The sequence below is a fragment of the Aeromicrobium wangtongii genome (genome assembly GCF_024584515.1).
GTDB classification, from domain to species: Bacteria; Actinomycetota; Actinomycetes; order Propionibacteriales; family Nocardioidaceae; genus Aeromicrobium; species Aeromicrobium wangtongii.
The window spans coordinates 19018-31891 of sequence record NZ_CP102173.1 but is presented as its reverse complement, the minus strand read 5'-3'; the positions used below and the strand labels follow the sequence as shown (position 1 = coordinate 31891).

12 protein-coding genes are annotated in these 12874 nt (G+C 68.4%); 5 read left to right on the top strand and 7 right to left on the bottom strand.

Annotation, left to right across the window (positions count from 1 at the left end):
• Window positions 1-48: 48 nt before the first annotated feature.
• Window positions 49-783: a rhomboid family intramembrane serine protease gene (locus tag NQV15_RS00160; protein WP_232402592.1), complete on the bottom strand. Its 735-nt coding sequence runs from the start codon at window positions 781-783 to the stop codon at window positions 49-51.
• A gap of 102 nt (window positions 784-885) precedes the next feature.
• Window positions 886-1455, bottom strand: coding sequence for a peptidylprolyl isomerase (locus tag NQV15_RS00155; RefSeq protein WP_255670256.1), 570 nt, complete (start codon window positions 1453-1455; stop codon window positions 886-888).
• Between the two features lie 67 nt (window positions 1456-1522).
• Between NQV15_RS00155 and NQV15_RS00150 the strand changes: the two genes are divergently transcribed.
• Window positions 1523-1657, top strand: coding sequence for a hypothetical protein (locus tag NQV15_RS00150; protein ID WP_255670255.1), 135 nt, complete (start codon window positions 1523-1525; stop codon window positions 1655-1657).
• Window positions 1654-2430: an enoyl-CoA hydratase/isomerase family protein gene (locus tag NQV15_RS00145; RefSeq protein ID WP_232402588.1), complete on the top strand. Its 777-nt coding sequence runs from the start codon at window positions 1654-1656 to the stop codon at window positions 2428-2430. The genes NQV15_RS00150 and NQV15_RS00145 overlap by 4 nt, the downstream gene beginning before the upstream one ends.
• Before the next feature lie 15 nt (window positions 2431-2445).
• Here NQV15_RS00145 and NQV15_RS00140 read toward each other — a convergent pair whose 3' ends face one another.
• Genes NQV15_RS00140 through NQV15_RS00120 form a run of 5 tightly spaced genes read right to left on the bottom strand, consistent with a single transcriptional unit; the run spans window position 2446 to window position 7112 of the window.
• Window positions 2446-2778: a DUF3817 domain-containing protein gene (locus tag NQV15_RS00140; RefSeq protein WP_232402586.1), complete on the bottom strand. Its 333-nt coding sequence runs from the start codon at window positions 2776-2778 to the stop codon at window positions 2446-2448.
• A 4-nt stretch (window positions 2779-2782) separates the two neighbouring features.
• Window positions 2783-3526 carry an SURF1 family protein gene (locus tag NQV15_RS00135; RefSeq protein ID WP_232402584.1) on the bottom strand — a complete coding sequence of 248 codons (744 nt, stop codon included), beginning with the start codon at window positions 3524-3526 and terminating at the stop codon, window positions 2783-2785.
• A complete protein-coding gene (glyA, locus tag NQV15_RS00130) occupies window positions 3523-4800 on the bottom strand; it encodes a serine hydroxymethyltransferase (protein WP_232402582.1) in 1278 nt (425 codons plus the stop codon). The genes NQV15_RS00135 and glyA overlap by 4 nt, the downstream gene beginning before the upstream one ends.
• A 54-nt stretch (window positions 4801-4854) precedes the next feature.
• On the bottom strand, window positions 4855-5514 hold the full coding sequence (locus tag NQV15_RS00125; RefSeq protein ID WP_232402581.1) for a response regulator: 660 nt from the start codon (window positions 5512-5514) through the stop codon (window positions 4855-4857).
• The gene (locus NQV15_RS00120; RefSeq protein WP_232402579.1) at window positions 5511-7112 is read right to left on the bottom strand and encodes a GAF domain-containing sensor histidine kinase; all 1602 of its coding nucleotides are present in this window, start codon (window positions 7110-7112) and stop codon (window positions 5511-5513) included. Before NQV15_RS00120 ends, NQV15_RS00125 begins: the two co-directional genes overlap by 4 nt.
• 258 nt (window positions 7113-7370) lie before the next feature.
• Between NQV15_RS00120 and NQV15_RS00115 the strand changes: the two genes are divergently transcribed.
• From NQV15_RS00115 to NQV15_RS00105, 3 genes are all read left to right on the top strand, one after another.
• Window positions 7371-8987, top strand: a complete 1617-nt coding sequence (locus NQV15_RS00115) for an ABC transporter substrate-binding protein (RefSeq protein WP_232402571.1) — start codon at window positions 7371-7373, stop codon at window positions 8985-8987.
• A 110-nt stretch (window positions 8988-9097) separates the two neighbouring features.
• Window positions 9098-10183 (top strand): ABC transporter permease, encoded by a 1086-nt coding sequence (locus tag NQV15_RS00110; protein ID WP_232402569.1) that lies wholly within the window; start codon window positions 9098-9100, stop codon window positions 10181-10183.
• Window positions 10183-12858: an ABC transporter ATP-binding protein/permease gene (locus tag NQV15_RS00105; protein WP_232402567.1), complete on the top strand. Its 2676-nt coding sequence runs from the start codon at window positions 10183-10185 to the stop codon at window positions 12856-12858. The genes NQV15_RS00110 and NQV15_RS00105 overlap by 1 nt, the downstream gene beginning before the upstream one ends.
• Window positions 12859-12874: the final 16 nt, after the last annotated feature.

The following is a 12874-nucleotide window of genomic DNA, read 5'->3' as shown; positions in this document are numbered from 1 at the left end:
ACACCGGTTTCCACAATTGTGTACACACCCCTGTGGACACGGTTGGGGTCAGGGCAGCAGCTCGGACGAGCGCGCCACGATCGCCACGATCATGACGATCCACAGCGCCGCGAACACCGCGACCTGGACGAGCGTCCTGCGATCGCGCGGCGCGTAGGCGAACGCGGCGCCCAGCACGGCTCCGGCGACGAATCCGCCCAGGTGGCCCTGCCAGCTGATGTTGGCCCCTGCGACGCTGATGAAGGCGTTGATGCCCAGCAGCACGAGCAGCGTCCGCACGTCCTGCTTGGCCCGCAGCAGGAACAACAGGGCCATGGCGAACAGCCCGAACACCGCGCCGGACGCGCCGATCGTCACCACCAAGGGCCCGGCCAGCACGTAGGCCGTGACCGATCCGGCGACCGCCGCGGTCAGATAGGCCGCGATGAACCGCACCCTGCCGAGCGCCTCCTCGACGAAGGGTCCGAACAGGTACAGCGCGTACATGTTGAACAGCAGGTGCAGCAGGCTGCCGTGCAGGAACGCCGACGTGATCAGCCGCCAGTAGTCACCGTCGGCGACGAAATATCCCACCAGGGCACCCTGCTGGTAGATCTCGCCGCTGCGGTTGCCGGTGGCCACCTGCGCGACATAGGCCGCGACGTTGATGGCGATGAGGATCATCGACACCCGTCCGGCAGTGCCCGAGACCGCACCGCCGGCGATCGTCCTGGGCTGACGGACGGTCTTGGCACCTTCGGCGATGCAGCTCGGGCACTGGAAGCCGACGGAGGCCTCACGCATGCACTCCGGACAGATCAGCCGCCCACACCGCTGACAGCTGATGTAGGCCTCACGGTCCGGGTGGCGGTAGCAGCGATAGGCCTCCGCCGGGAGGTTCACCGACTAGCTCTCGGTGCGCTCGATGGTGAGCTTCTCGATCACGACGGGCTTGGTGGGACGGTCGAAGCCATCGGTCGCGACCTTGCCGATCGTGTCGACGACGGCCTTGCTGGCGTCGTCGGCGACCTCACCGAAGATGGTGTGCTTGCGGTTGAGCCAGTCGGTCGGCACCAGGGTGATGAAGAACTGCGATCCGTTGGTGCCCGGTCCGGCGTTGGCCATCGCCAGCAGGTAGGGCTTGTCGAAGCGCAGGTCGGGGTGGAACTCGTCCTCGAACGTGTAGCCGGGGCCACCCGTGCCGGTGCCGAGCGGGTCACCACCCTGCAGCATGAAGTTGGCGATGACGCGGTGGAACACCAGCCCGTCGTAGAAGGGCTTGGTGGCGACCTGGCCGGTGGAGGGGTCGACGAATTCCTTCGTGCCCTCGGCCAGACCGACGAAGTTCTCGACGGTCTTGGGAGCGTGGTCGGGGAAGAGGTTCACGACGATGTCGCCGTAGTTGGTCGAGAAGGTAGCGGTGAGCTGCGAGGCCACAGGGGTATTCCTTTCGGTGCGTTGAGCCCATCTTCCCATGACCGGACAACTCGGACCCGTCGACTGTCTGGGCGTGGACGACCGATCTGTGGCTAGGGTGTTCGCCATGTCGAAGTCCACGGGGCGTCGCCCCCTCCGCACCGTCCTGCTCGCAGTCCTGGCCGCCGCCGTCGTGCTGGCGGTTCGCGCCGCCATCGCCGACAAGGGCGGCTCCTACGACCCGGCCGCATCGCGCTCATGAGCGTCACGGTCCAGCGGCTGGACGACGGCATCGCGGTCCTCACGATCGACGCCCCGCCGGTCAATCTGTACTCGCTGCAGCTGCACGCCGACTTCGACCGGGCCCTGGACGAGATCGTGGCCGATCTGCCGCGCGCGCTGCTGATCCGCGCGGAGGGCCGGGTCGTGTCGGGCGGGGTCGACGTCGCGCAGTTCCACGCCCGCAAGTCCAAGGCCGAGACCAAGGCCCTGTACGACCGGATGCTCGAGCTGCCGACCCGCATCGACGAGCTGCCGGTGCCGACGATCTTCGCCGCCCACGCCCTGACGCTGACGTGGGCCTTCGAGGTCGCCGTCGCGTGCGACATCATCCTGGCCTCGGAGAAGGCCAAGTTCGGCCTGGTCGAACGGGTCATCGGACTGACCCCGACGATGGGCGGCACCCAGCGCCTCGCCGCCCGGGCCGGCGTCGGCCGGGCCAAGGAGTTCGTCTTCACCGGCGATCTCTACCCGGCCGAGACGATGGAGCGGTGGAACGTGGTCAACCGCGTCCTGCCGGTCGAGGGATTCGACGAGGCGGTGCTGTCGTTCGTGCGGTCGATCGCAGCCGGCCCGACGAAGGCCTTCGGGGCCGCGAAGGACATCCTGCGCCACTTCGAGGCCGGCGGGGTCCCCGAGGCGAACGCCCACACCACGGCGATCGCCTCCGAGCTGTTCGACACCGCCGACCTGCAGGGCGGCATGGAGTCGTTCCTGCGCGACGGCCCCGGCAAGGCGAGCTTCGAGGGCCGCTGACCGATCGCCTGGGAATCAGGAGGCGGGGACCGACTCGTCCCGGCGGATGGCGAGCGTCGCGCGGTGCTCGGCCCAGAAGCTGACGAGGGGGATCGTCGCGAACAGCATCGTGGTGATCGTGAAGGCCGGCTTCCAGTGGTACCGGCGCGACAGCACGGCGATCAGGACCAGCAGGGCCATGAACAGGTAGCCGTGGATCATGTCGATGACGCCGATGAGATCGGAGTTGCGGTTCCACCACGAGAAGTCGTCGGTGGCCATCTGGGCGATCCAGGCGCCGATCACGAAGATCAGGTTGATGCCTACGACATAGGCGACAACTCGGTACGCAACAGCTACTTTGCTCACGTTCTCAGATTACCTTTTCGTTTCTGTCGGCCAGCGTCTCGGTGCACATGCGCCACCACATGAAGGCCGCGAACAGGCCGAACACCCACCACTGCATGGCGTACGCGAGATTGCGCAGTCCGACCGTCCAGGAGACGTCGCTGGGCTGCGGCGGCGGGACGAGATCCAGCCCGCCGCTGAGGTCCTCGACGGTGCTGATGGCGTAGCCCGAGTACAGGTCGTACGGCAGCTCGTTGATCAACGAGGGGATGCGTACCGCGCCGATCGTGCGGTCCGCCGGATCGAACGATCCGGAGATCTTCTCGCCCGGCTCGAGCACCGCATCGATCTGCACCCGTCCGGTCGGCACCTCCGGGAAGGCGCCCGTCTCGGGTGCCCAGCCACGCAGCACGAGCATCGTCTCGCCGCCCTCGACCTGCACGGGTGCCAGCAGCCACGCGCCGTCCTTGCCGTCCTGCTCCTTGCCGGTGACCCAGATCTGGTCGGACGCCGGTGCGAACTGGCCCTCGAACGTCACCGGTCGGTGGTTGTACGTCTTCATGAACGGACCGTCGGGATCCCACAGCTCGGTGAGCTGCACCTGGGGTACCGATCGCTTGTCAGCCTGCTCGTCGTGCTGCCGGTCGTCGTAGGCTCCCGCCTGCCACAGGCCCATGACCACGCAGAACACCACCGCGACGAGGCCCAGCGCGTGCAGGGCCAGCAGGCCCGGCGACAGCCAGGCGCGGAGCGGGGGTCGAGCGGTCACGACGTGAAGGGGACGAGGTCCGGGTAGAGCGGGAAGCGTTCGGCCAGGACGGTCACGCGCTTGCGCAGGCCCTCGAGGTCGACCTCGCCGGGCTGCAGGGCGGCCGCGATGATGTCGGCGACCTCGGTGAACTCCTCGGCGCCGAAGCCGCGCGTCGCCAGGGCGGGCGTGCCGATGCGCAGCCCCGAGGTGACCATCGGCGGGCGCGGGTCGTTGGGGACGGCATTGCGGTTGACCGTGATGCCGGCCTCGTGCAGGCGGTCCTCGGCCTGCTGGCCGTTCAGCTCGGAGTCCCGCAGGTCGACGAGCACCAGGTGCACGTCGGTGCCACCGGTCAGCACCTTGACGCCGGCGGCGGTCATGTCATCGGCGAGCAGCCGGGACGCCAGGATCTGCGCACCCTCGATGGTGCGCTGCTGACGCTCGGCGAACTCCGGCTCGAGGGCCATCTTGAATGCCACGGCCTTGGCGGCGATGACGTGCTCCAGCGGTCCGCCCTGCTGACCGGGGAAGACCGCCGAGCGCATCTTCTTGGCGATGTCCTCGTCGTTGGTCAGGATCGCGCCGCCGCGCGGTCCGCCGAGCGTCTTGTGCGTCGTGGTCGTGACGATGTGCGCGTGCGGGAGCGGGCTGGGGTGCAGGCCGGCCGCCACCAGTCCGGCGAAGTGCGCCATGTCGACCCACAGCTTGGCGCCGACCTCGTCGGCGATCTCGCGGAACAGCGCGAAGTCCAGCTGGCGCGGATAGGCCGACCAACCGGCGATGATCACGGTCGGGCGGTGCTCGTGAGCCAGCGAGCGCACCTCGTCCATGTCGACCAGGCCCGTCTCGGGGACGACGTGATAGGCGATCGGGTTGTACAGCTTGCCCGAGAAGTTCAGCTTCATGCCGTGGGTCAGGTGACCACCGTTGGCCAGGTCCAGACCCAGGATCGTGTCGCCCACGGTCGCGATCGCGTGCAGCGCCGCGGCATTGGCCGTCGCGCCCGAGTGCGGCTGGACATTGGCGTAGCCGGCGTCGAAGAGCTGCTTGAGCCGGTCGATCGCGATCGTCTCGACCTGGTCGACGAACTCGCACCCGCCGTAGTAGCGCTTTCCGGGGTATCCCTCGGCGTACTTGTTGGTCAGCACGCTGCCCTGGGCCTCCAGCGCCGCGACGGGAGCGAAGTTCTCCGAGGCGATCATCTCGAGCGTCGACTGCTGACGATGCAGCTCGGCATCCAGAAGTGCTGCGATGTCAGGGTCGAACTCGGACAGGTGATCGTTGTGGCTCATGGTGTCAAGAGTAACGGGCCCCGCCTCGGCGCGGACGCACGATCTCGGCCCGGTTCACTGGGAGTGCGTGGTCATCCCGTCGTGACGGGTCACCAGCACCGCGGCCTGCGTCCGCCGCTCGAGCCCCAGCTTCGACAACAGCTGGGTGACGTAGTTCTTGACCGTCTTCTCGGCCAGGAACATCTCGGCCGCGATCTGCCGGTTGGTGAGTCCCTGTCCGATCAGGTCCAGGATGCGGCGTTCCTGCTTGGTCAGGGCCGCCAGCGGGTCGACGGACGGCTGCCCCTCGCGGATGCGGTGCAGGACGCGCTGGGTCACGGCCGGGTCCAGCAGCGACTGTCCCGCGGCCACGTGGCGCACCGCATCGACCAGGTCGGTCCCGCGGACCTGCTTGAGCACATAGCCGGCCGCCCCGGCCATGATCGCGGCGAACAGGGCGTCGTCATCGTCGTACGACGTCAGGATGATGACTGCGATCGACGGGTCGAGCGAGCGGACCTCGCGGCAGACCTCGATGCCCGAACCATCGGGCAGGCGGGCGTCCAGCACCGCGACATCGGGCTTGGCCCCCGGGATGCGGGCGACGGCGTCCTTGGCCGACCCCGACTCACCGACGACCTCGATGTCGTCCTCCTGCTCGAGCAGGCCCCTCAGGCCGCGACGCACCACCTCGTGATCATCCAGCAGGAACAGCCTGATCGGTGAGTCGCTCATGAGTTCCTTCTCGGTACGTTCCACGTGACGGTGGTGCCCCGGCCCGGCCCGCTGCTGACCTTGCACGAACCGCCGAGGAGATCGGCACGTTCGCGGATGTTGCGAAGACCGTTGCCGGAGGTCTGCGGACCCGTCTCGGGGCCGAGGCCGCGGCCGTCGTCCTCGACCGTGAGGCAGATGTCGTGCGCAACGTCCAGGTGTACAGAGACCGAGCTGGCCCCGGCATGACGCACCGCATTGGACAGCGTCTCGCGCAGCACCGGGATCAGCTGCTCGCGGACGTCCTCGGTGACCACGCTGTCGACCGGCCCGGTCAGGTGCAGCTCGGGCGTGAACCCCAGGACCTTGGCCGCATCGTGCAGGACCTGGCCCAGCTCGGTCCGAAGATCCCCGGCGTCGGCGGACGGGCTGAGCGCGAAGATCGTGCGGCGGATGTCCCTGATCGTCTGGTCGATGTCGTCGATCGCCGACGACAGCCGCTCGACCGCCAGCGGCGCCTCGACGAGCTTGCTGGTGTTGTCCAGCAGCAGGCCGATGCCGAACAGTCGCTGGATGACCAGGTCGTGCAGGTCGCGGCCGATCCGGTCGCGGTCCTCGAACACCGCCAGCCGCGCCTGGTCCTCCTGGGCGCGGGCGACCTGGAGCACGAGGGCAGCCTGGTCGGCGAAGCCCTGCGGCACGACCGGGTCAAGCTCCCAGCGGTCGGTCTGGTGCCCCTTGAGCCAGCCGACCACGAGCGCGCCGGTCTCCTCGCTGCCGCGCAGCGGCAGCACCATGAGCGATCCGAGATCCGGCCACTTCGGTGTCTTGCGCCGCTCGTAGCGAGGATCCAGGTCGGTGTTCGGCACCACCAGCGTCTGCCGGCGCCGTGCGGCCTCGGCCACCAGGCTGCGGCGGGACTCGATGACCTCTCCGAGCACGCCCTCGGGTGGGATGCCGGAGACGGCCTCCACGACCTGGCTCTCGGAGTCGCGGGGCATCAGCAGGCCCACGAAGTCCGCCGCCGCGACGGTGCGGGCCCGGTCGGCGACCAGCTGCAGGGCGCCGATGCGCGAGATGGGAGACAGCAGGGAGGTGGTGATCTCCGCAGCCGCCTCCAGCCAGAGTCGCTGGCGTGCGGCGTTCTCGTTCAGGCGGACGTTCTCGATGACGATGCCGGCCGCCATCGCGACCGCCATCGCGGCCTCCTCGTCCTGGCGGGTGAATCCGCCGCCGGACCGCTTGCCGATCAGGTACAGGTTCCCGAACACGAAGTCGTGCATCTTGATCGGCACCCCGATGAAGGCACTGGTGCCCTCCGCGCCGATGCTGTCGCGTCCGCGCGGGTCGGGCCGCTCCAGCAGGTCGACCAGGGCCTGACGCCCCGGGTGCGTCCGGTCGTCGATGCCGGGGATCCCGTAGGCCGCGAAGGTGCCGGCCCGGCGGTCCGAGCGGCGGTCGAGGACGTCCAGGAAGCCGCTCTCCGCGTCGACGAGCTCTCCGGCCTGTCGCAGGATCCGGTCGAGCAGGCCCTCCAGGGAGGGATCTGCGGACATCGCCGCCACGGCCTCGAGCACACCGCGAAGTCGTTCCGACGCCATGTGGGCATTCGTTGCCATGAACACACTCCCTGCCTATCAGCGTACGGACTCACCGGGGCGAGGTCTGCGCTTTTGGGACTTTTGCGGGCGCTGTGCGGTCCTTTGGTCCTGTTTTGGTCCCATCGCCCGGCGAGTGTGACATCCGTCCCGTCACCAAACTGAAATATTCCTGAACGCCTGCCGCCCCGTCGGCGCGTGTAGCGTGCGGAGGGCTCGTCCCATCATGTGGACGCGTGCGCCGCCGTGACGGCGGCTTTGGACCTTCCAAGGAGAGCAATGAGAATCTTCCGTCGAGGCATCGCGCTCATCGCGGTGTCAGCCCTGGCGGGCGTCACCCTGGCCGCCTGCGGCCAGAGCAAGGACAGCGACACGGCCGACAGCGGCGCCGGGCTCGTCGTCGGCACCACGGACAAGGTCGTCTCGATCGATCCTGCCGGCGCGTACGACAACGGCTCGATGACCGTTCAGACGCAGGTCTACCAGTACCTCCTGAACTTCCCGGCCGGCAGCACCGAGCTGACGCCGGACGCCGCCTCCAAGTGCGACTTCGACACGCCCACGACCTATGTGTGCACGATCAAGCCGGGCCTGAAGTTCGCCAACGGCAACGACTTGACCGCCTCGGACGTCGCGTTCAGCTTCAAGCGCATCGTGGACATCAACGACCCCAACGGTCCGGCCTCGCTGCTGGGCAACATGAAGTCGGTCGAGGCCACGGACGACTCCACCGTGACGTTCACCCTCAACGCCGAGAACGACCAGACCTTCGGCCAGATCCTGGTGACGTCGGCCGGTCCGATCGTCGACGAGGAGACCTACCCGGCTGACAAGGTCATGGACGACGCCGCGGCCGTCAAGGCCCAGGGCTTCTCCGGTCCGTACACGATCGGCAAGTACACCAAGGGCCAGATCGCCCAGTTCAAGGCCAATGCCGACTACGACGGCGCGTACAACAAGGCCAAGACCAAGGAGATCACGCTCACGACGTACTCCGACGCCAACAACCTCAAGCTCGACGTCCAGAACGGCAAGATCGACGTCGCATGGCGTTCGCTCACCCCGACCGACATCGCCAGCCTGGGCAAGAGCGACAAGGTCAAGGTCCACAAGGGCGCCGGCGGCGAGCTGCGCTACATCGTGTTCAACATGAAGACGATGCCCGGCGACAACGACGCCCAGAAGCTGGCCATCCGCCAGGCCATGGCGTCCTCGCTGGACCGCGAGGAGCTGTCGACCCAGGTCTACAAGGGCACCTACACGCCGGCCTACTCGGCGGTTCCCCAGGGACAGACCGGTGCGGTCGAGTCGTTCAAGGACAAGTACGGCGACAAGCCCGACAAGGCCGCGGCCAAGAAGCTCCTCGACGATGCCGGCGTCAAGACCCCGGTCGACATCAAGCTGCAGTACAACACCGACCACTACGGCTCCAGCTCGACCGAGGAGTACAACATGGTCAAGCGCCAGCTCGAGGACTCCGGCCTGTTCACCGTCGACCTGCAGTCGACCGAGTACGTGACGTACTCCGAGGAGCGGGTCAAGGACGCGTACCCGATGTTCCAGCTCGGCTGGTTCCCGGACTTCCCGGACGCCGACAACTACGTGACGCCGTTCTTCGCGCCGAACAACTTCCTGCAGTCGCACTACAACTTCGCAGGAGACGACAACCCGGTGCCCGAGATGACCGCGCTGCTGAAGTCGGAGGCCACGGATCCTGACAAGGACTCGCGCATCGCGACGCTCAAGAAGATCCAGGACCTGGTCGCCGACCAGATCCCGATCCTGCCGCTGCTGACCGGCGCACAGGTCGCCGTGGGCGGCACCGACGTGGAGGGCCTCGAAGAGACCCTCGACCCGGCGTTCAAGTTCCGGTTCACCTCGCTGTCCAAGAGCTGACATCACGAGCTGAGCTGCACCACCACCCACTCCGGGGGGCAGGTCCATTTCCGGGCCTGCCCCCCGGTCTCGTGGACGAGCAAGTTGTCCGAGACGACAAAGGAGTACCCATGGCGAGCGCCGAGGTCCTGGCCCCGATCGACCCCCCCTCCGCCGAGTCACCACGACGGCGCGGCGGGCTGAGCCCCTTCGCCCGCTACATGCTGGTGCGCATCGGGCTGGTGATCCCCATGTTGTGGGTCCTGGTCACGATGGTCTTCCTGCTGATGCGGGTCATCGGCGATCCGGTGACCGCCGCCCAGGGCGGCCGGCTCAACGCCGAGCAGATCGCCGAGCGCAAGGCCGAGGCCGGTCTCGACCGTCCGCTGCTGACGCAGTACTGGGAGTACATCTCGGGCCTGCTGCGCGGTGACTTCGGCACGACCCTGACCGATCACCGCTCCATCTCGGGGATCATCGTCGAGTACGGTGCCGCGACGCTCGAGCTGTCGTTCTGGGCGCTGATCGTCGCCTTCGCCGTCGGCATCCCGCTGGGACGTCTCGCGGCCCGCTACCGCGACCGGCTGCCCGATGTCCTGCTGCGCCTGTTCGCGATCTTCATCTACGCCGCCCCGGTGTTCTTCGTGGGCCTGCTGCTGAAGCTGGCCTTCACGCCCTTCGGCTGGCCGTCATCGGGTCGCGCGTCGACGCAGACCGATCTCATCTTGGACAACGTCCACCCGCACACCAACATCATGATCGTGGACGCCCTGCTGTGGGGCGATCCCAAGATCATCCTCGAGGTCCTGCAGTACGCCGTGCTGCCGGCCTTCGCGCTCGGCCTGCTGACCGGCGGCGTCTTCCTGCGCCTGGTGCGCATCAACCTGCTGCAGACGCTGCGGATGGACTACGTGACCGCGGCGCGGGCACGTGGCGTCTCCGAGCGCCGGGTGGTCCGCAAGCACGCGATGCGCAATGCGCTGGTCCCGGTCGTGACCGTGATGGGCATGCAGATCGCCCTGCTGCTGGCCGGAGCCGTGCTGACCGAGACGACCTTCGAGTGGAAGGGCATCGGCTACATGCTCACGCAGTACCTGAAGGCCCGCGACTTCCTGGCCGTGCAGGGCATCGTGACCGCCATCGCGGTCGTGGTCTGCGTCGCCAGCGTCGTGATCGACGCCATCATCGCTCTCGTCGACCCCCGAGTGAGGTTCTGATGACCACCCCCCGCCTCAACGCCGGCCGGTTCGTGCCCGCCGTCGTCCGCCAGTCGCACGGCCTGCAGCGCTTCATGCTGCTGCTCGGCTTCGGCATCGTCGCGGTCTTCGTGTTCGTCGCGGTCTTCGCGCCGTGGATCGCCCCCTACGGATTCAACGACGACCGCTCCGGCGGCGTCCTGTTCGGCACCCAGGTCGGCCCGTCGGCCGATCACTGGTTCGGCACCACCGTCGGCGGCACCGACGTCCTGTCCCGCGTCATCTACGGCACCCGCACGGCGCTGGAGGTCATCGTCCTCGCGGTCGTCCTGTCGGCCCTGGTGGGCGTGCCGCTGGGCCTGATCTCGGGATATCTCGGCGGCTGGCTCGACCGCATCCTGGTGCTGGTCATGGACGCCCTGTACGCCTTTCCGTCGCTGCTGCTGGCGATCGTCGTCTCGATCGTCCTGACGGGCGGGTCCAGCGGTGCCTTCGGCGGCATCCTGGCCGCGGCGATCTCCATCACCGTGGTCTTCGTGCCGCAGTACTTCCGGGTCATCCGCAGCGCGACGCTGTCGGTCAAGTCCGAGCCGTACGTCGACGCCGCCAAGGTCGTGGGCGTGCGCACGCCCCGCATCCTGGGCAAGCACATCTTCTCCAACGTCGCCCAGACCCTGCCGGTCATCGGCACGCTCAACGCGTCCGAGGCGATCCTGACGCTGGCCGGCCTGGGCTTCCTCGGTTTCGGCATCGAGCCGTCGGCGGCCGCCGAGTGGGGATTCGACCTGAACAAGGCCCTCCCGGACGCCTCCAACGGCATCTGGTGGACCAGCGTCTTCCCGGGCACCGCGATCGTGCTGATCGTGCTCGGCGTGACCCTCGTGGGCGAGAGCCTCAACGACATCCTCAACCCGCTGCTGCGCACGCGCGGCGCCGACACCACTGCGGCCGACGAGGCCGAGCTGGCGCACGAGTACGAGGAGCTCGAGGGCGATGACGTCACGACGACGTCGACCGGCCTCGTGACTCCCGGCTCCAGCAACGGGGAGGTGCGGGTCGCAGCCTTGTCACTGACCGATCTGGCCGTCACGTTCCGTACGGACGCCGGCGGGGTCCACGCCGTCAACGGCATCAGCTTCGACGTGGCACCCGGCGAGGTCGTCGCCGTCGTGGGCGAGTCCGGATCGGGCAAGTCGGTCAGCTCGCGGGCGGTGCTGGGACTCCTGCCGGCGTCCGCCGAGGTCACCGGCTCGGCCCGGCTGGGCGACCGCGAGCTGCTGGGCATGACCAGCTCTGAGCTGCAGCCCATCCGCGGCGACCAGGTGTCGATGGTGTTCCAGGAGCCGTCGACCGCGCTCAACCCGGTCTACACGGTCGGCTGGCAGATCATCGAGGGCCTGCAGGCCCACCAGAAGATCTCCAAGAAGGACGCCCGGGCCCGGGCCGTCGAGCTGCTGGACCTGGTCGGCATGCCCGATCCCGAGCGGCGCGTCGACTACTACCCGCACCAGCTGTCGGGCGGGCAGAAGCAACGTGTGGTGATCGCGATGGCGATCGCCTGCGACCCCGATGTCATCATCGCCGACGAGCCGACGACCGCGCTGGACGTCACCGTCCAGGCGGCGATCCTGGAGCTGCTCCTGTCACTGCGGGATCGTCTGGGCACCGCGATCGTCCTGATCACCCACAACATGGGCGTCGTGGCGGACATGGCCGACCGGGTCGTGGTGATGTACCGCGGCAACATCGTCGAGCAGGCGCCTGCCGGTCAGCTGTTCGCCGCACCGCGGCACCCGTACACGCGGGCCCTGCTGGACGCCGTCCCGCACCTGGGCCGCGAGAACGGCCCCGGGCTGGTCGACGACAACGAGCTGGTGCTGAAGGTCGACGACCTGGTCGTGGAGTTCCCCGGCGGTCTGGGGCAGCCCGCGTTCCGGGCCGTCGACCACGTCTCGCTGGAGGTCCGCAAGGGCGAGGTGCTCGGGCTGGTGGGTGAGTCCGGCTCGGGCAAGTCCACGATCGGACGCGCGACGGTGGGTCTGCAGCAGCCGACCAGCGGCACGATCCACGTGTCCGGCAACCAGGTGTCCGGGCTCAGCGACCGCCAGCTGCGGCCGCTCCGCTCGCGGTTCGGCTTCGTGTTCCAGGACCCGGCGTCCTCGCTGAACCCGCGGATGTCGATCGGCCAGTGCATCGCCGAGCCGTTGCACGTGCAGACCGACATGACGCAGGCGCAGATCGACGCCAAGGTCGCCTCGCTGCTCGACAGCGTCGAGCTGGGCGGCTCCTATGCCGAGCGGTTCCCGCACGAGCTCTCGGGAGGCCAGCGTCAGCGGGTCAGTCTGGCGCGCGCACTGTCGCTGGACCCCGATCTGCTGATCGCCGACGAGCCGACGTCAGCGCTCGACGTCTCGGTGCAGGCCCGGGTGCTGGAGCTGTTCACCGAGCTGCAGCAGCGCCTGCAGTTCGCCTGCCTGTTCATCAGCCACGACCTGGCCGTCGTCGACACGCTGGCCAACCGGGTCGCCGTGATGCAGCACGGCCGGCTCGTCGAGATCGGGCCCCGCGCCCAGGTGCTCGCGAATCCGACCGAGGAGTACACGCGCCGGCTCATCGCCGCCGTCCCGGTGCCCGATCCGGAGGAGCAGGCGCGCCGCCGGGCCGGTCGCGGACGGATGCTGACCGACATCAGCTGAACCAGCGCATTCGGCG